The following is a 21,405-nucleotide window of genomic DNA, read 5'->3' on the forward strand; positions in this document are numbered from 1 at the left end:
AAAATAAAAAGGCAATGAGATGATATTTGATGATGGCAATAGATATGTAATAATACGTGAGTGTGCACAGCTTTTTAGTATATCCACAACAACGATTCGCAATTGGATGCTTCAAAGGGGGCCGGAGCCATATAAGCTAGGGTGAGTAGTGAGGTGGAGAAAGAAAGAGATTTTAGCATTTACTCCAGAGAAAAATACGGAGCAAATAACAACAGATTAGATAAAATTGCATAAACCCTAAAAGGTGGTCTGAAAATGGCTGTTTAAAGAAAAAATCTATATATTTCAATACGCTAAATACAAAAAGTGGTGCCGCATGCCGGATTCGAACCAGCGACCCCATCATTACGAATGATGTGCTCTACCAACTGAGCTAATGCGGCATAGGTTTGTAAGTCAATGAGACAAAACTAATTTGAGGGTAATAGCTAAAAGTACGTATAAAAGCAAGAATGCATTTTTTCAATAATTTATACATATGATAATAATTTGAAGGAGAATTATGTAAAAGTCAGAGGAAAGTATTCTTTGACCTTAATGCTATAAAATGCTTTTCAATTTACGATAGCACTTAAATTAAGAAGCTGGGAATGTAGATCTTTAGGATGAAAAATGGTGTCAAGATAACTTAGTAAAGATAAAAACATTTTCTGATTCTTAAGAAAGAAATTTGTTGCATAGAGTGATTGGGAAAATAAAGATCATCATAAACCTTTTATAATGTGCAAATAGATGAGTAGAATTAGTTGAGAAGTTACTTCTCATTTTTATGGGAAGAAAAAGGGAGGAGGATTAATAAAATTAATCACGTTTTTTATTTAAGAGGGAGTAAAAATCATGTCGGATGAAGATCGGCTGATAGAACTAGAAATGAAGCTAGCTTACCAAGAAAAATTCATTGAGGAACTTTCTCGAGAGGTAACTAATCAATGGAAAAGTTTGGATGAGATATCTAAAAAAGTTGATATTTTAGCGAGACGATTTTCAGATTTAAAAGAACTAGAGTGTTACTGAAGCTGTTATCTTACCATTTTCTCAATAGGGAGAAGGTGCGAAATATTTTTTATCACAATTGCAATTATTTACAGAGGAGTTTTTATTTCACGCATTTTGTTAGACTTGTAGAATAATTTTTATAAGCTTCTTCATTAATTTTAATAAGTTCCAATCTTATAAGGAGAGCTGATATTAGAAGACGTTTTTTTATGTGGGGTTTCTAGTACGAAAATTAAGAAAAGTTTTTGTAGAGTATTAAATAAGCAGCTATAGAAAAATATATGAACTGCAATATTTTAAGTTTTTTCTGTACAGAGTTTTCTTATAGATGGGAGGTAGATTTATTCGCTAATTTTTTTTAAATTGATACAAATTAAAGTGATGTTATCGTTATCTATAGAAATCATAAGTGAGCGCCTATATTTATAATGAAGCGTTTTAATTTTTTCTGATGATCAAGTGATCTTCAGTTGTTTTAATAGAGTGAGGGGTTTTAAGCGACATCGATTATGTTATAGTACAGAGGGCTCTAGAAGTTTTTTTAAAGATCAAATGTACTCTTCGTTATATGTATATGATATTTTGTGAAAAGGCTTTTGTTTTTCGTAATTTAAGATACAAAATACTATTGCTAAAGCACCAAAGATAGACCATGCGGGTAAATAAGTGAGAGTAATGCAAATTGAGGACAGAAAATCAGGCATTACCTTGCATAGAGATTGATTAAGGTGATAGATATCTGTTTGCAGAAGGCTTGTTAAAATTTTATTAAAGGGGGTTGTTGTCCAATGTGATGTGATTACAGAGTGTGCGTTATCAATGACCAATGCTATAATGGTTAGTGTAACGAAAATGAAGGACATTAATTTAAATAAAGGGTGGAGCATATTTTTTCTTAAAACTTCAACGGGACATACGTATAATGCACAAAAAAATAAGGAGTTGCATTATGATAAGAAAATAAGTTTACGTTTGTTTTGTGTTTTTTGAAAGAGGTGCCTAATTTTTCAATAAAAGTTGAGGTTAAGTTCAACAAAAGTAGTGAGGCATGATGTCTGAAAAAAAGCACGAGGAATTGAAGCGTAGCCTTCAAAATCGCCATATTCAAATGATTGCTTTGGGTGGGGTTATTGGGACAGGACTTTTTTACGGGTCAACCGAGGCAATTCAATTAGCTGGTCCCTCAGTTATTTTATCTTATCTTGTAGGCGGGCTTATTATGTATTTCATTATGCGAATGCTTGGTGAAATGTCAGTAGAAGAACCGTCTTCAGGAGCATTTAGTTTTTTTGCTTATAAATATTGGGGGAGATTAGCTGGTTTCATAACAGGTTGGAATTATTGGTTTCTTTATATTCTTGTGAGTATGGCTGAACTTACAGTGATAGGGTTTTACCTTGATCATTGGATTTTGATTGATCATTGGAAGACATCTTTCATTGTTCTTTTATTTGTTACATTTGTTAATTTGTTTAATGTTCGTTTTTATGGAGAATTTGAATTTGCTTGCGCTTTGATCAAAGTGGCTGCTGTTATTGGTATGATTATTTTTGGAATTTTTCTCATTGTCACTGGACTAGGGGAAAATCAAGCGAATATTCATTATCTTTGGGACCATGGCGGTTTTTTCCCTTATGGAGCAGTAGGGGTTGTTTTAGCAACTTCTGTAGTAATGTTTTCTTTTGGAGGAACGGAGCTTATTGGTATTGCTGCTGGAGAGGCATCTAATCCACAAAAAACAATTCCAGCGGCTATTCGTCAAGTTATGTGGAGGATTATAATTTTTTATATTGGTTCTATCAGCATTATTATGATAATCAGCCCTTGGAATATGATTGGAAAAAATGGTAGTCCTTTTGTCACAATTTTCGAGACTATAGGAATTCCTGCTGCTGGTCATATTTTGAATTTTGTGGTGATTATGGCTGCTATTTCTGTTTACAATAGTGGCATTTATTCTAATGGCCGTATGCTTTATAGTTTAGCTGTACAAAAAAATGCACCACATATTTTTAGTAAACTGAGTGCTGCTCGTATTCCTTATATTGCTATCCTTTTTTCATCATTATGTACGGCGTTGATTGTCGTTGTTAATGCTCTTATTCCTGATAATAGTTTCATGCGGATCATGGCTCTTGCAACTGCAGCAGCAGTGATTACTTGGGCTATTATTGTTATTGTTCATTTGAAATTTCGCAATGCCCATAAGAACAGAAAGGGCGATTTTATTTATGCGTTTGGTTTATATCCTTACGCTAACTATCTTTGCCTCTGCTTTCTTGCTTTATTATTTTGCATTATGTTTGTCAGTGGTTTTGGGAAAAATGGATTGATGACTCGACTTTTTGATATGATAGGAATAAGCGTGCCTTTCCTTGAAGCATATATTCCTGTACAGATGCCTGATATGAGTTTGGCAGTCATTATTATTCCTCTATGGTGCTTGTTATTACTTTTAGGTTATAAACTGAAGCGATAGAGAAAGAAGAGCTAATAAAAGGGATTGATTGGAATAAGCCTTGGGGATTATAAAATTTGATGAGGTAACACAAGTTTTTGGTGATTTGTGTGTTTTAAGAAATATTACTGTACAGCTTACCGAAAGACGAGTTGCTATTATAGGTGCGAATGGTTCTGGAAAAAGTACATTTGTTCGCCTTATTAATGGGCTCCAATTACCATCTCATGGTTTTGTAAGCGTTGATGGGCTTGATACCAAACGCGATGCAAAAGCAGTAAAGCGTAAAGTTGGATTTGTTTTTCAAAATCCCGATAATCAGATTGTTTTACCATTAGTTGAAGAGGACTTATCCTTTGGTCTCAAAAATTTAAAGCTTAATAAAGATGAAATTAAGGAGCGTGTAGATGAAATTTTACAGCGCTATGAACTTCAAGATTTCAGAAATCACGCTGTCCATTTATTAAGTGGTGGGCAAAAACAACTCGTTGCTATTTCTAGTGTAGTTGCAATGAAACCAGACTACATTATTTTTGATGAGCCGACGACATTACTTGATTTGCGAAATAAGCATCGCGTTACGCAAGTGATAGAAGAATTACCACAAACGGCAATAGTTGTATCGCATGATTTAGAGTTTTTGAAAAAGTTTGATAGAGTGCTGGTTTTTGATAAGGGGGAGATAGCAATTGATGAAGTACCTTTTGTTGCTATAAAGGAGTATATAAGAAGAATGTCATGATCGGTTTATATATTCCGAGGGATACATTTATTCATAGGTTAAGTCCTGGAGTTAAGTTATTATTTCTTACGGCCTGTGGAACTTTTATAATAATGGTTTCTTCCATAGCGCTTCTTGGTTTATTTTTGTTGTTTGTCATCTTATTCTATAGAGTCGCCAAGATCCCTTTCAAAACTGTGATAAAGCAATTTAAATCGATGGGATTGCTTTTAGTTCTTCTATTTGTATTTCAAACTATTTTTAGCGGTTGGCTTACGGGGGTTGAGGTCATATTACGTCTTGTTATCCTCTTTTCTTTATCATCAGTTATTTCATTCACAACAAAAGTGTCAGATATGGTGGATGCAATTGAAGCAGGCCTCCAGCCCTTTCGTTGTTTTGGTATAAATCCATCAAAAGTGAGTATGGTTATCTCTATGGCGATCAGGTTTATTCCTCTTTTGAGTGAAAAGTTTAATGAGGTACATGAAGCACAGCAAGCACGAGGACTTAATACTAACATTGTCGCTCTTGCAATACCTTTAATTATACGGACTATAAGAATGGCGTCAGAAGTGGCTGAAGCATTGGAAGCGCGTTCTTATGATGCTGATACTATTGATACAGCATCTCGTAATAATCAGAGTTTTTATAGTAAAAAAAAGAAGAATTAAATGAATACAAAAGATTTAGTTTATATTGCTTTATTCGCTGCTATTTATGCTATTTTGGGCCTTTTTCCTTCTATTTATCTTCCTTTTCTTCTAGGGGTACCTATTACAGCTCAATCGATGGGACCGATGCTAGCAGGGTCTATTCTTGGGGCAAAAAGGGGTGCTTTAGCGTCACTCCTTTTTCTTGTTCTTGTTTTGATTGGATTACCTCTGTTGCCTGGTGGTCGCGGTGGGATCAGTGTCTTTTCAGGAATTGCAAGTGGTTATTTAATAGGTTTTCCATTTGCCGCATTTTTTATTGGTTTAATGGTAGAGTTGTTTTGGCAGCGGTTAAATTTTATAACATTATTTATGATAAATACTTTTGGTGGCATTGGGATAGTTTATTCTTTTGGTGTTCCATGGACAGCGTATATGATCAAAGTTTCTTTACTGAAGGTTTTAATGGCTTCATCAGTTTTTTTGATAGGCGATTGTTTAAAAGTGTTGATTGCATCCTTTATTGCACTCGCGATTAAAAGATCTGTTCCTCTCATTCATTCAAAGCATAATAACTAAAATAAATGTATTATTTTGTTATATTGTTATTATATAATATTCATATATCACTATTATTGAATTTAAATATAGTAATTTATGATGTAATTAAACATTGTAGAATCTAATATGATTCATATAAGTGATGTTATTAAAATAAATTATTATAGTATTTTTCTCTATATCTAAGGCATTTAAAGTGTACTTTTATAAATATGATACTTTTTATTAATTATACAACAATAACGAAAGCTTTTCCCTAGTGAAGGAATAATTCAGTGAATACAAAAGATTTAGTTTATATTGCTTTATTTGCCGCTATTTACGCTGTTTTGAGTCTTTTTCCTCCTATTTATCTTCCTTTTTTGCTGGGTGTCCCTATTACAGCTCAGTCTATGGCTCCGATGTTAGCAGGCTCTATACTTGGAGCGAAAAGGGGAGCTTTAGCATCACTTCTTTTCCTTGTTCTTATTGCGATTGGGTTACCTCTATTGCCTAGTGGTCGTGGTGGAATTAGTGTTTTTTCAGGAGTTACGAGTGGTTATCTGATTAGTTTTCCATTTGCTGCATTTTTTATTGGCTTTATGGTAGAATTATTTTGGCACCGGTTAAATTTTATAATATTATTTGTGATAAATACCGTGGGTGGCATTGGGATAGTCTATTCTTTTGGAATACCATGGGTGGCTTATATGACACAGGTCCCTTTGCTGACAGTTTTAATAAGTTCATTAGGTTTTTTTGTTAGTGGTTTCTTGAAAGTGCTGATTACATCCTTTGTAGCGTTGACCATTAAAAAAACCGTTCCTCTCATTCATTCGGAAAAAGGGGCAGTTTTGTACTGAAGAACAAGTTTTTCCAAATGTATGTAGATTAAAAAGCACTACGGAATATCATTCTGTTTTGTTTACTTTTTTATTGGTATTTTTATCTGCATAGCTCTCAGAGGTAGCCATACAAAAATTGAATGTTGCGGCACCAAAATTCTTTTTTCTTTCAGGAGCAGCTCTCAAATAGCCAATTAATATCATTTTATTCAACATGCTTGTAAGTTTTATTCGATTTGCATATTATATGCATAAAGGCTTAGAATAATTTATTATTTTTTTAATATTTTTAGTTAATTAATCACTAATTTTTAAATTATATTAATTGTACAAAAACATGGATAATTAAGTGTTCATCTAAAACTCTTGATGTATATAATACCCTTATAAATGTATTAATATAAGGTATAAAAATGAGATTTGAATGGAATGAAGCTAAAACAAAAAGTAATCTTAGAAAGCACCGTGTAAAGTTTTGAAATAGCTGCATATGTTTTTTCTGATCTATTCTCCATAGCTAAACAAGACCGTGTTGAAAATGGAGAGTATGGTTAGCAAGCTTTAGTGCTTGTGGAGTTTTTTTATTACTATTCGTAGTGCATACTGTCCATGACGATAAAGATGGCATAGAGGTAATCCGTATTATTTCAGCACAGAGAGCCAACTCGAAAGAAAAGAAACGTTATAAAGAAGAAAGTTCGTTATAAAATCGAGGTAGGTAACTTATCGGCTTTGACAGATGAACAGAGAGTTGAAATTGATAAATTGGCTGTAATGTCGGATAGTGCAATTGATCATAGAGATATTCTGTCACTCAATGATGAGTTCTGGAAAGACGCCGTTTTCAATCCATTCTGTAAACCCATGAAAACTGTCACAACTGTGCGTGTGGATTCAGACGTACTAGCGTGACTTTAAAAGTCAAGGGAAAGGATATCAAACGCGGATTAACGCCATTTTACGTGATGCCATGCTTTGTTCAATGCACTGATTTCTCCTCCACTTAAAAGCAGGGAAGGGGGAGCCCATATTCTAAAAATCTAACTAGCTCTCACTGCAGAGTTCTCTAAAGTTCGTATTGCTTTTGCAATTAAAATTTTATAGCCTTAATTTTCAGCCAAACGATTCTAAATGACCCAGTATATTTGCGATACACTACACTCACATAGTCACTAAGATAACTTAGGCAACATCTACCACCCGATAAGACTATAGACATTGTAATTATGTTAATTTTATGAATACCCTTAACTTTCTTTCTTATAAATATAAAATAGATCCAGCCTCAGAATTAGTTAATATCAATGATGCTGATAAATTTTTAGAGGAAGGAACATACCGTTTTAACCGTGATAATCAATGTGTTACCTTAATAATTGAAAAGTTTTCTGTGAACTCGAAGATCTGCTATTGGATTTATGTTTTAACGGGAGAAAATAGTCCTTATAATCCCCAAGTGATTGATTCTGAAAATGACTTTCAGAATATTCCTAACCCACGTCCTAGAAAATATGTTGAACAGAATAAGCAATATTTTGGAATTTTGATTCCTATAGAGTTAACACTTTTTTCTTCAAATAAAGAGTTAAACAAATTCTTGCAGCTACACTACAAAAAATCTTTTCCCCCGAAAACGATTGATATCTCACCTGATATTGTTGGTAAGGAAGAGTTCGAAAAAAAATTGCTTTTAATTAAAGAAATAAAACTGAAATATACACAACCAAAACAACTAGATTTTTTTGCAATGCAATCAGAAGACAACTTGCTAAAGATGGCTAAACTTTTGTTGGGTGAATTTCCCACGGATGATTATTCTGAAATGGAACTTGACTTGGGTATCAAATTTAAAGAAAAAAATAATTTAAAGAATTATTTTTTGAATCTTTTTAAAAAATATAAATTAAATCCAGCATTTAAAAACATAAGTTTTGTTGGAAAGACACATAATAATTTTGATATAATATTTAATACTGAAACTTTTCAACATAAATTTGCTATTAAAACGAGTAAAAATGATAATGGTATGTATAATGAAGGTCATATAAAAGAAAAATTAAAGCATGAAATCGTAAGTTTTACTGTATCTATTTAATAGAGCACTGTAGCGTGTAAATAGATATATTTATTAAACTGCGTGTACGCAACATAAGGAAGAATACACAGAATAAAAAAAAGTACCAAATTATAATATTTGAATATCCAAGAGCAATATCTAAGTACCAAAGTATGGTATCCAATGAAAAAGAAAACTTGTGCTCCACGTACTTAGAAATGACAGGCAAAGAAACAGTTTCTTTATAACTACTTGGGAAAATTAAAACGACAAGCGCTAAAATTATTAACTTTAGGAGACTGTGCATATACTGATGTAACTCACATGTTAATTTCTTCCAACCTGTTGTATTGCCGCATTTATATTGTGGGTTGTTTTGCAACTCAGAAGGGATATTAGAATTGCATAAAATTGCAAAAACAGTTGTTACGATCACCAAAGAAATAGACGCGAATGTCAAAATACCCTGAATAAAGTCAAGATTTTTTCTTATTCCTAAAAAACATAAAAATATAAAAATTATAACGCCAAACAAGGCTTTTCTCTTCTTATCTGTAAACATATTTATTTCCTGTGAAAAAATTATGATTCAATTTCTTAAATTATTTTCTGATATAAAAACACAAACTACCTTTTAGTCTTTTTAGCATTTGCTTTTCTTTTAATAGCAATGTCTTCTACTGCATCCAGTTGCTTTTAATATTTTAGTTAACCTCGTCTATGATTTATCTATAGTTGATGATAGCTTTAAACACAAAGCTCCATAATTACAAACTCTTGCTTGCATTTTGATACCCAAATCCACCTTTCAAAAAAGCCCATCGCACTGGCAATCCTTTCATAAAGATTAAAGAAAAGCTCTGTTATTTCAAAAGTACACGAAAGGGAATCATAATTGCCGCAACATTTTTTGCGCTGATGCTGGCGACTCATGTTTTAAAAAACAAATATTTTGAAATTCGTGTATCCTAAAATCCTTAATTTGTATTAATGGATTTATTTACTTTATAAATTTGATACTATAGAGCCATTTTGGCTTCTAGAAATATATTGTACATTAAAAAAACTTTTTAATCACTCTTTAAATGCATATCCAATCCAAAAGTGATCAGCACTTTTCACTATTTTGCTATTTTTTAGAAATCTATTTTAAATTCTCCTGTCATTAGTTCATGAAGAGTTTTGGCTCGTGAAAGAAGATCTTTTTCAATCTCTTCACAATACTTAGAAAAATCTGTTGCTCTTGGAATGATTTTTTTAGACATGCTTTCTACGTTGCTCTGCAAAATGCGTTTAAAGGACTCTTTCAAAATCAATAAGGAAATACCTTTGAGTTCAGTTTGATAAGCTTGAGAAGAGGTGTTATCGTCCATATCTTTTCGCTTGTGGAAGCTACCACAAGAGAACAAGCGAAAAAAGTATTAGAGATATCATCATTTGAAGCTTTTACAGCAATAAACCTGTGAAGCCATATGCAAGTCTCAAGTGCATTTTCTTCATTCGGTTTTTGTTTTTAATTTTCCATACAACACACTGCTATTTCAGGCTATTACTTTGGGTTGATTAAGATTTGTAAGGAAAGTTGATTAGCAAGCAGTTAAGGCTGAATTTAAAGACTGGGATTATAAAGCCCAAGGGCTGACAGAAGCCGGTGCGGCTCTCGTGGCATTGGCTGTCACGGCGGTTACGGGTGGAGCAGCCTCGGGCGCTGCCAGTGCCATTACCGGTGCTTTGGGGCTTGGCTCTCGAGCACCGCCATGAATGCGGCGATACAGGCTGGTGTCCAAGCGCTGATTAACAAAAGCGCTGTGGCTCTTGTCAATAATCGCGGCAATATTGCCGGCGCCTTGCATGAGCTTGGCTCTTCAAAGAATGTTCTCAGCATTGTCTCGTCGATGTTGACGGCGGGCTTAACCAGCCAAATAACGGAAATGGCAGGTGTTGGACAATCTTTGCCTAAAACGGCTCCTTTTGTCGATCGTATCGCCAGTGAAGCGGAAAAGAACCTGATCAAAGCCGCCATTGGCACGAGCGTTCAAACGGCTCTTGAGGGTGGCTCTCTTGACAAGAACTTTTTTAACAATCTGCGCATCGCCCTGTCTGATACGGTTGGCAAATCGTTGGCGGAAGAAATCGGTACCGCCAAGGCTGAAGGCAAAATAGACACGGTCACGCAGATCGTTGCCCACGCCGGTCTTGGCTGCTTAAAAGGCGCTGTTGCGAGCGGTGCTTGCTCTGCCGGTGCTGGGGGGTGCTGTGGGCGAAGCCACAGCCATGCTCCAGTTTCAATTGTGGGTGCAAGGCATTGTGAAAGAGGAAATGGGGGATCTAAACGGTCGCACCCCAACTGCGGAAGAGGAAGCGCGTATAAACGCAAAGATTGATGCGCAGTTTGCTGACTTTAGAGATCACACCATTGATGTCGCACGGGCTGCCGGGGGCGTTGCTGCTGCCATTGCCGGTAGCGATGTTGATGCCGGTGCCGATGCCGCAGGTAATGCCGCTGCAAATAACTACCTCAGCAGTGCTCAACAAGCTCAGATGGAGAAAGAATTAAAGGAGTGTCCTGACTTTTTATGTGCAGCAGAAGTGTCTGCGAAGTGGACTGCGATTAGTACAGGGCAAGATATAAGCTTTGCGGCAGGTATGGTAGCTGGTGTCCCGGCTGAAATATACGATACGGTTGATGGTTTTTTGCAAATAGCCAAACATCCTAAAGAGACTTTGAAAGCGCTCAAAGATTTTTTCAGCAGTGGTGAGATTTTGGCGACAATTGGTCGGACCCTTGGACAGTCCTATGTAGATCGCATTAATAAAATGGAGGAGGAATATGAGCGAGCTGGTGCTGGTGGTTCCTTTAATCCTGGACTTGAATTTGGAAAATTATTGACTGAAACAGCATCCCTAATGACAGGAGTTGCTGGAGCAGCCAAGGGAGGCATAAAGCTTGGCGAAAAGGCTTGGATTAAATTCATGGCTAGGAAAGATTTTGCCCAATTCGCTTCCAAGAAAAATCTTGCAGAACTTGCAGCTCAAGGAGATCCTGACAAATTTGCGGCGAGGAAAGAACTGACCAAACTTGCTGCTAAAGAAAAAAAGCTTTGGTTAAAAAAGAAACCCACTAAATTTACCGATAGCAAATTTGGACAGACTAACAAAGCCTATCAGAGAGATGATTTGTTTGATCCTGACAGAATTTCTAAATGGACAGTAAACAAAAAAGAAGTGTGGGGCACCAATGTTGAGAGAATGGAAGCAGGAAGAGCACCGATAGGATTTGATGGAAGGTCTGTTGAATTGCATCATTTATCACAAACGCCTGAAGGGCCCATAGCAGAAATGAGCAGGGAATCTCATAACAAATATAATTCCGTGATTCATGCTCCTTCCAAAACACATCAATCGCTTATAGAGAGAGACAAGTTTGGTAATTGGAGAGAGGAATATTGGAAGGAACGTGCTAAAGGGTATAGAGAACAAACAATAATTTAGGAGGAATAATCGACATGAAATGGAGTATCATAGGGATAGATTTTGACAGATGGGGACAGGAGCACCGGCAGTAATTCTCTACGGTTGATGAAAAGAGAAAAAAGAAACTTATAAAATAATTTATGGAGGATAATTGATGAAAACCTATACCTTAGATGATGTTGTAGAATTAGTTGATAAATATAATGATATTATCAATTTTCGTACTGAAGAAAATGCGGCTGATGATCTACGGATTGAAAAGGCGGAGAAAGCTCTCGATTTGCAATTCACATCTTCTTATAAGAGCTTTTTAAAAAAATATGTAGGAGGAGAAATTGGTGGTGAAGAAATCTTTAGCCTTTATAAGGAGTGTGGAGCAGATATCCCTGGTGGTGATATTGTTTTCCAAAACTTAAATGATAGAAGAGATGGTTTTGCAACATCAGAACAGCTTGTCGTGTGTTACGCTGATTTTGATGAAATTTTTTATTTTGATTATACGCAGTTTCGGGATGGAGAATGTCCAATCTATGTTATGTATCCATTGGATAATTGCGAATATTACGCCAGTAATTTTTATGAATTCCTTTGCAAAAGAATTAAAGTACACGCGGGAGAAGAGATACTTGATGGTGACCAACCGATTGAAAAGACTGAGAACACTCCCACTCCGCAACCTATCCCTTTTTACAAGAGTTTTTGGAAAAAACTATGTAAGAGGTGAAATTGATAGAGGGAATATGGAGCGTTTATAACGCAAGTTTTGAGGATCATCTATGAAAACCTATACCTTAGCTGATGTTGCAGTACTAGTTGATAAATATAACGATAGTATCGATTTTGGCTCTACAGATGAAGTAGTTGATGATGCACTGATTGAAAAAGCAGAGAAAACTCTTGGTTTGCAGTTTACGTCTTCCTATAAAAGTTTTTTAAAAAACTATGGAAGAGGGGAAATTTGTGGTGAGGAAATATGTAGCGTTTATGATACAAACTTTGAGATTGTTCGTAGTGATGATATTGTTTATAAAAACTTAAATTATAGAAAAAATGGTTTTGCAACGCCACAACAACTTATTGTTAGTAGAACCGATTTTGGAGAGACATTTTTCTTCGATTATTCTCAATTCCAGAATGGAGAATGTGCACTCTATTTTGATTTTTCACCCAAAGATCCACAATATTATGCAAGTAACTTCTATGAATTCCTCTGTAAAAGGATTACAGATAATTTGAAGTAAATTTCTTTGTATGGTGGTTTTATTTTCAAATTGCAATGTTAAACCACCATTATTTTTTTTAAATGAGAGAAAATTAAAATCAATATATTTCAATATGTTATTATTTTAATGATACAACCTTTTAAATAGTAACCCATAAATTCAACTAACAATATATATTTGTCAGTTATGTGTCAGTAAATTGAACTGACAAAATAGATTATTTTAGTGAGTGATTAAAACATGTCTTATGAAAAGCGTATGATCCTGTAAAGCCTTTCAAAAGATAGCTTGTAACTCATATGAAATGCTATCAAGATCATTATAGTTATGAGTTTTGAAGGGGTTTTGAGTTTTGAGGGTTGCCCCTTTTAGATAAAAAAACGATAAAAAGTAAAAACGTTATTTTTCAATAGGTTAAGATTTTACAGATCTTAAAAAAACAACTCATATTGATAACACAACCTATAAATTCAACTAATAATATACGTTTTGAGGGGGGTGACGGTTTTTACACCTTCAAAACCTATAAGCAAAATGAATATACATAACTCTCTTTAAACAAAGCTTTTGATAACAATAAAGCACTCATTTTAGATTACGGTATAATCTCTTAAAGGCAATGTAAAAAAATCTAATTCACTTTAAGAGTGGATTTCTTAAATTTTGCAAAACAATCTAAAAAAATTATTTAAAAGTTCAAATCGTATCTTTAATTTGAATTATAAATACATTATTAGACTTTTGCATTAATCAAAGGTTTATGATGATGAAGTTTTTTATTTTACTTTGTTTGTTAATACTCACAGCTTGTGGTCCTATAACACATTTGAACGGAATTGTTGATCCAAACTACAAGGGACGATTTCAAACGAAAAAGGTGGTCATAGGAGGTGTTGGCATGTCTATTTCTGAGCAAAAAGAACTTGAAGACACCTTTGAGAAATCCCTCGTTAAATACAATGTACAGATATTGAGAGGATTAGAACTTTTCCCTCTAACTCGTAATTATTCCTATAACGAGAAAGAGGAAATTATAACAAATAAAGGCGCAGATGCACTCCTAATAGTTAGCGTTGATAATCGTGCTATATCACAGACGTATATCCCGCCAACATATCATCCGGGAACCTCTACAAGTACTATTTCGGGATTTGGAAACTTTGCTACCATAAAAACTGAGACGACACCAGGTTATGTGACCGGTGGATATAATATTAGTAAGCCCGCCATAAGTGTTAGTGTTTATCTTATTCACCATACAAAAAACAAAGAAACCATATGGCTAGCAAAAGGCTATAGCGATGGAAATGCTTTTGCATCATTTTCTAATCTCATAGTAAGCGTTGCTGAAACAACTGTTGAAAAACTAGCCAAAGAGGGGCTTATAGTCCCAAAGTAGAGTTAGGAAAATAGCAGCATAATCACGAATTTTAGCCACAAGGTCGATGTTAATAAAGCTATCATTTTAGATTACGGTATAATCTTTTAAAGGCAATGTAAAAAAATCTAATTCTATTTAAGAGTGGGTTTCTTAAAAGTCTTAAAGCAATCCAAATAAGAGTATCTAAAAGTGCAAATGATTTCTTTTTAGAATAACGCATATAAGCACTCTTTTTAAAGATTGTATCTAATCAACTTAACAAGAGAGGTATAGATTATGGTTATAAGACTCTATACCCCTTGTGAGTTTAGCAAGCCAAGTCTATTCAATTTCTTTAATTTCTAGTTTTGGTAGGTTCTTAACGATTTTCATTGTCTCTAAACTTACGGTAATAACCCTCTGAAATAACTCTAGAGGGTAAGCAGGGTTGCCAACGGTTTCAACAGCATAGCGATTGGCATCATTCACAATACCACTCTTTTTATCAGTCTTTACACATTGACGCTCCATAACCCATTCAAGAGCGGGTTTACCATTAACGATATACTCATAAGCTTCAAGAGGAATATCTGTCATGATGATATTGCTATTATAAAAAACAGTCTATTTATCCTTTTCCTTACTATTCCCAGAAAATTTCATTTCAGTCACGTAATAGAATTTTTCGGGATTAGAGCTCTCTGTAACTTTTGGATTACCCTTTTTAAAGGTCACTGGATAAGGCTCTACAGTTTCATAATTCACGTGCAAATGACCGAGTTCACGCCCTGCTGTTACAAACTTCCAAAAGTCATCAGCACTCTTTACACACGGGATACGAGGCAGTTCTTTAGAGAGGTTATCAGCATAACGAGAGCGATAATCTTCCGAATGAAGTAGACCGTAAACATAATAGAATAGATCATCCTTAGTAATTTTTTCATTAGGATAAGCAGCTTTAAAATGTGCTAATCCTTCATCCGTAATGGCATCATGCCTCTGTAAACCAACTGTTTTACTTTCTTCTGTAGAATCCGTAAATAAATGGGATTGTTTCTCTCTTTTACTTTTTGGGACCGTACTATCTTCATAAATATAGCGTGGAAAGCATTGTCCATTTTCTATCACCTGAACATCGGGCAGAGCCGTAGTCATAAGCACAGAAAAGCCTCCCATTGCTCCTATGCCTGTAACTTGTATGATTTTATTTTCAACCGCTTTCTCCATTGGGAATATACGCGGCGTTTGGTAAACTCTCTCATTGAAAGTACGATTATAATAAAGCCACTGTCGTGTAAAAGGGCGATATAAACTTTGCATGAGGCATGCATCTTCGAATTTAAGAATTTTTCCTCTTACCAATTCTTGTTTAACATTATGGCTCCAGCTAATCTTGCTCTCATCTGCATTGATGAAATTGTTTACAGCATTTGCACGTATTTTATGATCAGCATGTGGATAGGCATCATTAAAACGTTCTACTTCGCTATTATAGAAAGTAATCATATTATGCATATTATTTTCTAAAATCTTATAGCTTGAGTTATATGCCCAAGCATCACGGTTTGTTTTTAGACCACAGGAATAAATTTTAAAGAGCTTTTTATCATGTCCTTTTTTAACACCTATAGCTAAAAATTTTTTAAAACTGTCATCACGTTGCTTTATCCAATCCCCATGCTTATCCGGTGTAATTATTTGCCAACCTTGTTTACTTCGTGTAATACCATTAATGCTTCCAAGGGATTCAATCATTGTAAGCTTTTCTTGCCTCGTGAGATAGTCTCCAATATCACGAAAATATATCTTACCACGCTGTTGTGCATTTGGATTTTTTACGAGAATGGAAATCGCTATAGGGGCTCGAGATCCAGAACCAAAAATTTTACCACCTTCTTTGCGAGAAAGTTCTCCAGAAGTTCGTTGGTTACCCCGTAAATGGAAAATATAAAGGCTGCTAAATTCCTCAACTAGACACTTGCGTAAACCATCCATAGATTTTGTATCTATAAAACTTGCATTTGTAACAAAACCAATCACACCACAATCTTTTATACGGTCACTTGCCCAGCGAATGGCACGAATATAACTATCATAAAGATTTCGCATAAGGCTTGCTTTAGATTGAGCGGCGTAAGTTTCACCAATACGGTTATTTAATATCGGATAAGGCGTATTCTTTGCATTATCATTAGCACTTTTTTGACCAGTTGAATAAGGAGGATTGCCAAAAATAACTTCAATATTGAGATTTTTCTGAAGTTCTAAATATTCACTGTTTTCCTTTAATAGACGTTGTATTAGATCTTGCTTTTTTAGCGTCTGAAACGTATCAGTCAAACCAATATGCTTGAAAGGGATATAATTTCCTTTCATAAGACCATGATAGGTTGCTTCGATATTAATGGCTGCTATGTAATAGGCTAGCAAGACAATCTCATTTGCGTGGATATCATAACGGTATTTATATTCCATATCCTCTGGTTTGATGAGATTGGATTGTAATAGCCGTGTGATAAAGGTCCCAGTACCCGTAAAAGGGTCAAGAATAGAAACACCACGTGATCCTAGACTTTTTCCAAATTCATGACGCAACACATCATCAACAGAATGAATGATAAAATCAACAACCTCAATGGGAGTATAAACAATGCCTAATTTTTCTACTGTACGCGGAAAAGCATAACGGAAAAATTCATTGTAAAGCTCTACAATTAAACTTTGTTGTGCTTCAAGAGTGGTAATTCCACGCGTGTAAAATTGTACACTCTTAGAAATATTTTTGAGATCTTGAGATTCTTCTTTAGGAGTAACTTTATCAAGGGCATTGAGTACACGTTGTAAAGCGCAAGATACGGGATTTTCTTGAACAAACTGATGCCCCTCAAATAAAGCATTAAAGACTGGACGCGTCACAAGATGTTGCGCAAGCATTTCAATCGCATTTTGTTCGGAGATAGTTGTATTTAAATTACTACGTAATTCGGTCATAAAATCATTAAACACCTGCCGTGTTTCAGTTTCTGATTTCGTCAAAACCTCAGTTAAGCGTGTGATATGAGTTTGAGCAAGATCACCAACATTTATTGCCCATTTTTTCCAATAGCTAGGGTCGTAAAATCTATTAACAATAGCAGTTTTAATGACATCTTTACATTTAGAAAAAAGGGGGAGTTCTCCTTGTTCTTCACATGTGTGAGAGGATTCATAAGTTGCTAACCCAATATTAAGTCCTGAATACTCTAATTTTGAGCGTATAGGTAAATCATCAATAACCGTGGTCGTATCTTCTAACGCAAGTTCTTGAGAAGCAGCAACAATTTCAAGAGCATCGCTTACGTCTTGTTTTTTGTGCATATGGTGAATTATTTTATTAAAGTTATCATCATGAGCACGTAAAGCATTGAGAACTTGCCAGATGACATTATACTTTTGGTTGTTTTCTAAGGCTATTTCCGGCGGAATGTCAGCGGGTATCCCAACGGGTAGAATGATATAGCCTCTTTTTTTACCCTCTGCTCGACGCATTACACGTCCTATTGCTTGAATAATCTCAATTTGACTTTTTCGCGGGTGTAAAAATAGAACGGCATCAAGAGCAGGAACATCAACACCTTCAGAAAGACAGCGTACATTGGTAAGTACACGGCAGGTATTTTCCCCCGCATCTTCCTTTAACCATTCAAGTTGTTTTGTACGCTCTTTAGCACTAAAGGTTCCATCAATATGGGCAAGGGTACAGTTAAGAGGAGGAGTATCTTTATAGTTCTTATGAAGAGCGCGCAAAGATTCTTGCACTTTTTCTTTTTTGAATCTCTTGCATATGCGTTTAGAAGTCTCAATATCTTTGCAAAAAGCTAAAGCTCTACGCATGGGCTTGGGGTCATCTTCAAGATCAAGTTTCAGATCCATTTTGGTAAGGGCTTGATAACAGCCTATGATCTTGGTTTTATCATCAAGAATAAGTTCATAATTCTCATCGGTCATCAAATGCTGAATAGATTCAGCAACTTCCTCTTCATTAATACCCAAAACAATAATCTTATAAGGTGCTAAAAGTTCATTCTGAACGGCTTTTGAGAATGTATAAGTATAAAGCTCTTTTCCATAGAGCTCTTTATCATCCATAGAGGCTAGAACGGCATTGATCTCATTGGCTTGCTTTTTGGCATCATCGGTAAAGATCTTAGGCGTTGCTGTCATATACAGACGTTTTTTGCCTCGAATGATGCTGTTATCATGAACCTTGATAAATTCAGATTCATTGTCTTCAGTTCCCAATGAAGCCCCAGTGGTACGGTGTGCTTCATCGCAAATGATCAGATCAAATTCGGGTAAATCATACTTTTTTTGTGCATCCGAAATCACTTGGATGGAATGATAAGTTGAAAACACCACGGTCATCAGATCATGTGAAACCTTACCCGCTTTGCTAGCCAGTTCTTTTGCATCCGTGGTAGCAGGCAAGGCAAGATCAGAGCTATCAAATTCAAGAGCATCATTTTTATTATTCTTACGACGCTTACCCACTTGTGTATCGGAACACACGGCAAAGGAACGCAAAGGCACTTCTGTATCTTCTGTCCATTCACGAATTGTTTGAGAGATAAGAGCAAGAGAGGGCACTAGAAACAATACGCGCTTGCCTTGACCTGCTATGGTTTCTGCTATCTTAAGACTTGTAAAAGTCTTGCCCGTACCACATGCCATAATCAGCTTGCCACGGTCTGCTTCTTTTAAACCTTCACAGACTTTCTCAAGGGCTTCTTTCTGATGATCTAAAAGCTTTTTCTTTGATTTCTCTTTAAGAACAGCTTGTCCTTGTTCTTTATAAGCCCCCCAATCGGTTTGACTGTTTTCTAAATCAAAAAGGTTTATGCGTTGAGGGCGGATTTCTTGCCCCTCACAAGTCAGTTCAACATTATCACTCCAATCTGTTTCGGTGCTATCAACCAGAATACGACGGGTGAAGATCTTTTTGCCCGAGGCAGCAATAAAACTATCAATATCTTTTTTACTGATCTGATGGTCAGCTTTATAAAACTTACATTGAATAGCCACATATCCCTCTTGATGACGAAGCTTTGCCATCAGATCAATGCCGATATCATTTTTATTCCAACCTTCACGCTCTTTAGCCCATTCATAATAGCTCTCAACCGTTTCATATCGTCCAAAATGGAGAGGGTCATGCATAAGATAAGCCATGACAAGGTTTTCAAACAGCGTTCCCAATTCACGGGGTGATTTTGCTTGTTGACGATAATATTCCAAGAGAGAGCGTAAAGAGACATGTTCATGATCATAATGATGAGGGCGAAGCATAAAGAATAAACTCCATGACAATATATTCTATTGATTAATTCTCTTCAAAGGAATCAAAACGAAGCTTATTAAATCCATTTTGAGTAAATGGTGAAAAAAATGCAGAAAAATGCGAAAAAACGGATAAATTTTTTTCAAAAGGGTTTTTAAAGGTACTTATCCACAGCCCATGACATGGAATAAGATCAGCAAAGTAGTGAAATTTTCTGTTTATTTTATGGAAAAAAGACAAATTTGATATGTGCTTTTAAGATATCATAATGAGTATTTTGATAGGTTTTATGAGTCACTAAAATAGTCTATTTTGTCAGTTTAATTTACTGACACAAACTGACAAATATATATTATGGATTGTATTTAAGGTTGTATTGTCGATATAGGTTGTATCATTAAAATACTAACATATTGAAATATAATGTTTTTAATTTTCTCTCATTTAAAAAAATAATATAGGCTCTAAAAAGAACTGACAACACTGACAGCACTGGAGAAAACTCTTCTGTTCAGATCATTATCTTTGGAGAAAGGTTGCTTAATGCGCTGTACAGAGAGTTTTGCCTATTTGAGTAGAAAGTTTTAAAAGAGATTTCTTATTGTTTTCTATGATGGTTTTTGACGACAGGATGTGCTTGATAGGATGATGTCTCGTTTATATGCGTGTTGAGTGGCTTAGAGGAGCTGGAGAGTGAATTTATCTCTAATTATTGATAAATATATTGTAGCATTAAACTGGGGATATTGATGTATTAACCATTGACGGGCTAAACAGTTTTGTTTAGAGGTTTTTCCATAGAAATGTGGGGGAGAGATCTTCAGCAGTTAAAATAAAGTGGTTTTTGTAAAATAAAGCAGTTTTTGGGTGTCACTTTTTGGGTCACAGAGGCATGTGCTTTTGTTAAAAGCGTTATAGGGCAGTGGCTGTTTTGAGTGGATTTATTAGCGGTTCCATGAAGTTCTTTTAAATCATGCTTCATGAATAGTGCAAAGCGGGGGCAATCTGTATTGTTTTGTGTATTTTTACGCCAAAGTTCTCTTTTGAGAATTTTTCGTGCCATTGTTGTTTTCTTTGGCTTGTTTACAGGTGTAAATGTTTATGCGCGCTCCTCAGCTATTTTTCATTCCCCAACCGATAATTTTTCTCGTAGGTATTCAGAAAAGCAGCAATTAGAAAGAATTGAGAAATTACGCGCTTTAACGCCTAAAAGGATAAAGACGCCTTCAGAGCAAAATCCAGAAACGCTTTTGGGTGGGAAGCAATGTTTTCCCATTCATGCTGTTGTTGTTGAGGGAGTGCACCATGTCAAAAAGCGCTCTATATCAGCCGTAACAGAGCCTTATGTTGGAAGATGTATTGGTCTTTTTGATATTCAGCTCTTAATCAAGAAGTTAACCAAAGTTTATTTGGATCAAGGCTATGTAACGGCGCGTTTTTACATTCCTGATCAAGATATCAAAAACAGCAAGACGCTCAAATTTGTTGTCATTGAGGGCAAGCTTTCAGAGATTTACTATAATGGTTCACCGACGTCTCGTTATAATAATGTTGTATGGAGTGCTTTTCCTGGGCTTCAAGGTCATGTTCTGAACATGCGCGATATTGAACAGGGGCTTGATCAGATCAACCGTTTGAGTTCAGCGCACGCTCAAAGCGAACTTCTTCCAGGGCGTGAAGAAGGGAGCACCATTGTCAATATTAACAATCATCCCGATAAAACTTTCAAGGTTACTGTTTCTCATGACAATATGGGACAATC

At 35.3% G+C, this 21,405-nt stretch carries 13 protein-coding genes, 1 tRNA gene and 5 pseudogenes; 14 read left to right on the forward strand and 5 right to left on the reverse strand.

Annotation, left to right across the window (positions count from 1 at the left end):
* The first annotated feature begins 19 nt into the window (after positions 1–19).
* Positions 20–220, forward strand: a pseudogene (locus ACFINY_RS04320) (helix-turn-helix transcriptional regulator).
* 87 nt (positions 221–307) lie between these two features.
* Here the strand turns inward: ACFINY_RS04320 and ACFINY_RS04325 are convergent.
* Positions 308–383, reverse strand: a tRNA-Thr gene (locus ACFINY_RS04325).
* A 454-nt stretch (positions 384–837) separates the two neighbouring features.
* Between ACFINY_RS04325 and ACFINY_RS04330 the strand changes: the two genes are divergently transcribed.
* From ACFINY_RS04330 to ACFINY_RS04355, 6 genes are all read left to right on the forward strand, one after another.
* Positions 838–1,014 (forward strand): SlyX family protein, encoded by a 177-nt coding sequence (locus tag ACFINY_RS04330; RefSeq protein WP_375612388.1) that lies wholly within the window; start codon positions 838–840, stop codon positions 1,012–1,014.
* 1,033 nt (positions 1,015–2,047) lie between these two features.
* Positions 2,048–3,475 (forward strand): amino acid permease, encoded by a 1,428-nt coding sequence (locus tag ACFINY_RS04335; RefSeq protein WP_375612396.1) that lies wholly within the window; start codon positions 2,048–2,050, stop codon positions 3,473–3,475.
* A 40-nt stretch (positions 3,476–3,515) separates the two neighbouring features.
* Positions 3,516–4,196, forward strand: coding sequence for an energy-coupling factor ABC transporter ATP-binding protein (locus ACFINY_RS04340; RefSeq protein WP_375612389.1), 681 nt, complete (start codon positions 3,516–3,518; stop codon positions 4,194–4,196).
* Positions 4,193–4,849: an energy-coupling factor transporter transmembrane component T family protein gene (locus ACFINY_RS04345; protein ID WP_375612390.1), complete on the forward strand. Its 657-nt coding sequence runs from the start codon at positions 4,193–4,195 to the stop codon at positions 4,847–4,849. The genes ACFINY_RS04340 and ACFINY_RS04345 overlap by 4 nt, the downstream gene beginning before the upstream one ends.
* Positions 4,850–5,407: a biotin transporter BioY gene (locus tag ACFINY_RS04350; RefSeq protein ID WP_375612391.1), complete on the forward strand. Its 558-nt coding sequence runs from the start codon at positions 4,850–4,852 to the stop codon at positions 5,405–5,407.
* 257 nt (positions 5,408–5,664) lie between these two features.
* Positions 5,665–6,231 (forward strand): biotin transporter BioY, encoded by a 567-nt coding sequence (locus ACFINY_RS04355; RefSeq protein WP_375612392.1) that lies wholly within the window; start codon positions 5,665–5,667, stop codon positions 6,229–6,231.
* Positions 6,232–6,282: 51 nt separating this feature from the next.
* Here the strand turns inward: ACFINY_RS04355 and ACFINY_RS04360 are convergent.
* Positions 6,283–6,429: pseudogene (locus ACFINY_RS04360) on the reverse strand (single-stranded DNA-binding protein); the annotation flags it as partial.
* A gap of 724 nt (positions 6,430–7,153) precedes the next feature.
* On the opposite strand from ACFINY_RS04360, the pseudogene ACFINY_RS04365 reads away from it, so the two are divergent.
* A pseudogene (locus ACFINY_RS04365) lies at positions 7,154–7,204 on the forward strand (hypothetical protein); the annotation flags it as partial.
* Between the two features lie 246 nt (positions 7,205–7,450).
* Positions 7,451–8,308 (forward strand): hypothetical protein, encoded by an 858-nt coding sequence (locus ACFINY_RS04370; protein WP_375612393.1) that lies wholly within the window; start codon positions 7,451–7,453, stop codon positions 8,306–8,308.
* On the opposite strand, the gene ACFINY_RS04375 is transcribed toward ACFINY_RS04370, so the two are convergent.
* Both ACFINY_RS04375 and ACFINY_RS04380 read right to left on the reverse strand, forming a co-directional pair.
* The gene (locus ACFINY_RS04375; RefSeq protein WP_375612394.1) at positions 8,301–8,831 is read right to left on the reverse strand and encodes a hypothetical protein; all 531 of its coding nucleotides are present in this window, start codon (positions 8,829–8,831) and stop codon (positions 8,301–8,303) included. The two genes, ACFINY_RS04370 and ACFINY_RS04375, sit on opposite strands and share 8 nt — an antisense overlap.
* A gap of 574 nt (positions 8,832–9,405) precedes the next feature.
* Entirely contained in the window at positions 9,406–9,642 is a 237-nt protein-coding gene (locus tag ACFINY_RS04380) for a hypothetical protein (RefSeq protein WP_375612395.1), read from the reverse strand.
* Between the two features lie 217 nt (positions 9,643–9,859).
* On the opposite strand from ACFINY_RS04380, the pseudogene ACFINY_RS04385 reads away from it, so the two are divergent.
* The 4 genes and pseudogenes from ACFINY_RS04385 to ACFINY_RS04400 all read left to right on the forward strand — a co-directional run.
* Positions 9,860–11,835 (forward strand): annotated as a pseudogene (locus ACFINY_RS04385) (DUF637 domain-containing protein); the annotation flags it as partial.
* Positions 11,836–11,897: 62 nt separating this feature from the next.
* Positions 11,898–12,467 carry an SMI1/KNR4 family protein gene (locus tag ACFINY_RS04390; protein ID WP_375700876.1) on the forward strand — a complete coding sequence of 190 codons (570 nt, stop codon included), beginning with the start codon at positions 11,898–11,900 and terminating at the stop codon, positions 12,465–12,467.
* 52 nt (positions 12,468–12,519) lie between these two features.
* Complete coding sequence (locus ACFINY_RS04395) at positions 12,520–12,984, forward strand: SMI1/KNR4 family protein (RefSeq protein WP_375700877.1); 465 nt, start codon at positions 12,520–12,522, stop codon at positions 12,982–12,984.
* A 748-nt stretch (positions 12,985–13,732) separates the two neighbouring features.
* On the forward strand, positions 13,733–14,365 hold the full coding sequence (locus ACFINY_RS04400) for a hypothetical protein (protein WP_375700878.1): 633 nt from the start codon (positions 13,733–13,735) through the stop codon (positions 14,363–14,365).
* 303 nt (positions 14,366–14,668) lie between these two features.
* Here ACFINY_RS04400 and ACFINY_RS04405 read toward each other — a convergent pair.
* Positions 14,669–19,651: pseudogene (locus tag ACFINY_RS04405) on the reverse strand (DEAD/DEAH box helicase).
* Positions 19,652–20,623: 972 nt separating this feature from the next.
* Between ACFINY_RS04405 and ACFINY_RS04410 the strand changes: the two are divergent.
* Positions 20,624–21,405 (forward strand): POTRA domain-containing protein (locus tag ACFINY_RS04410; RefSeq protein WP_375700879.1); only part of this gene is annotated, 782 nt, incomplete at its 3' end.

It is taken from the genome of Bartonella sp. AA23NXGY (assembly GCF_042197165.1).
Lineage (GTDB): Bacteria > Pseudomonadota > Alphaproteobacteria > Rhizobiales > Rhizobiaceae > Bartonella.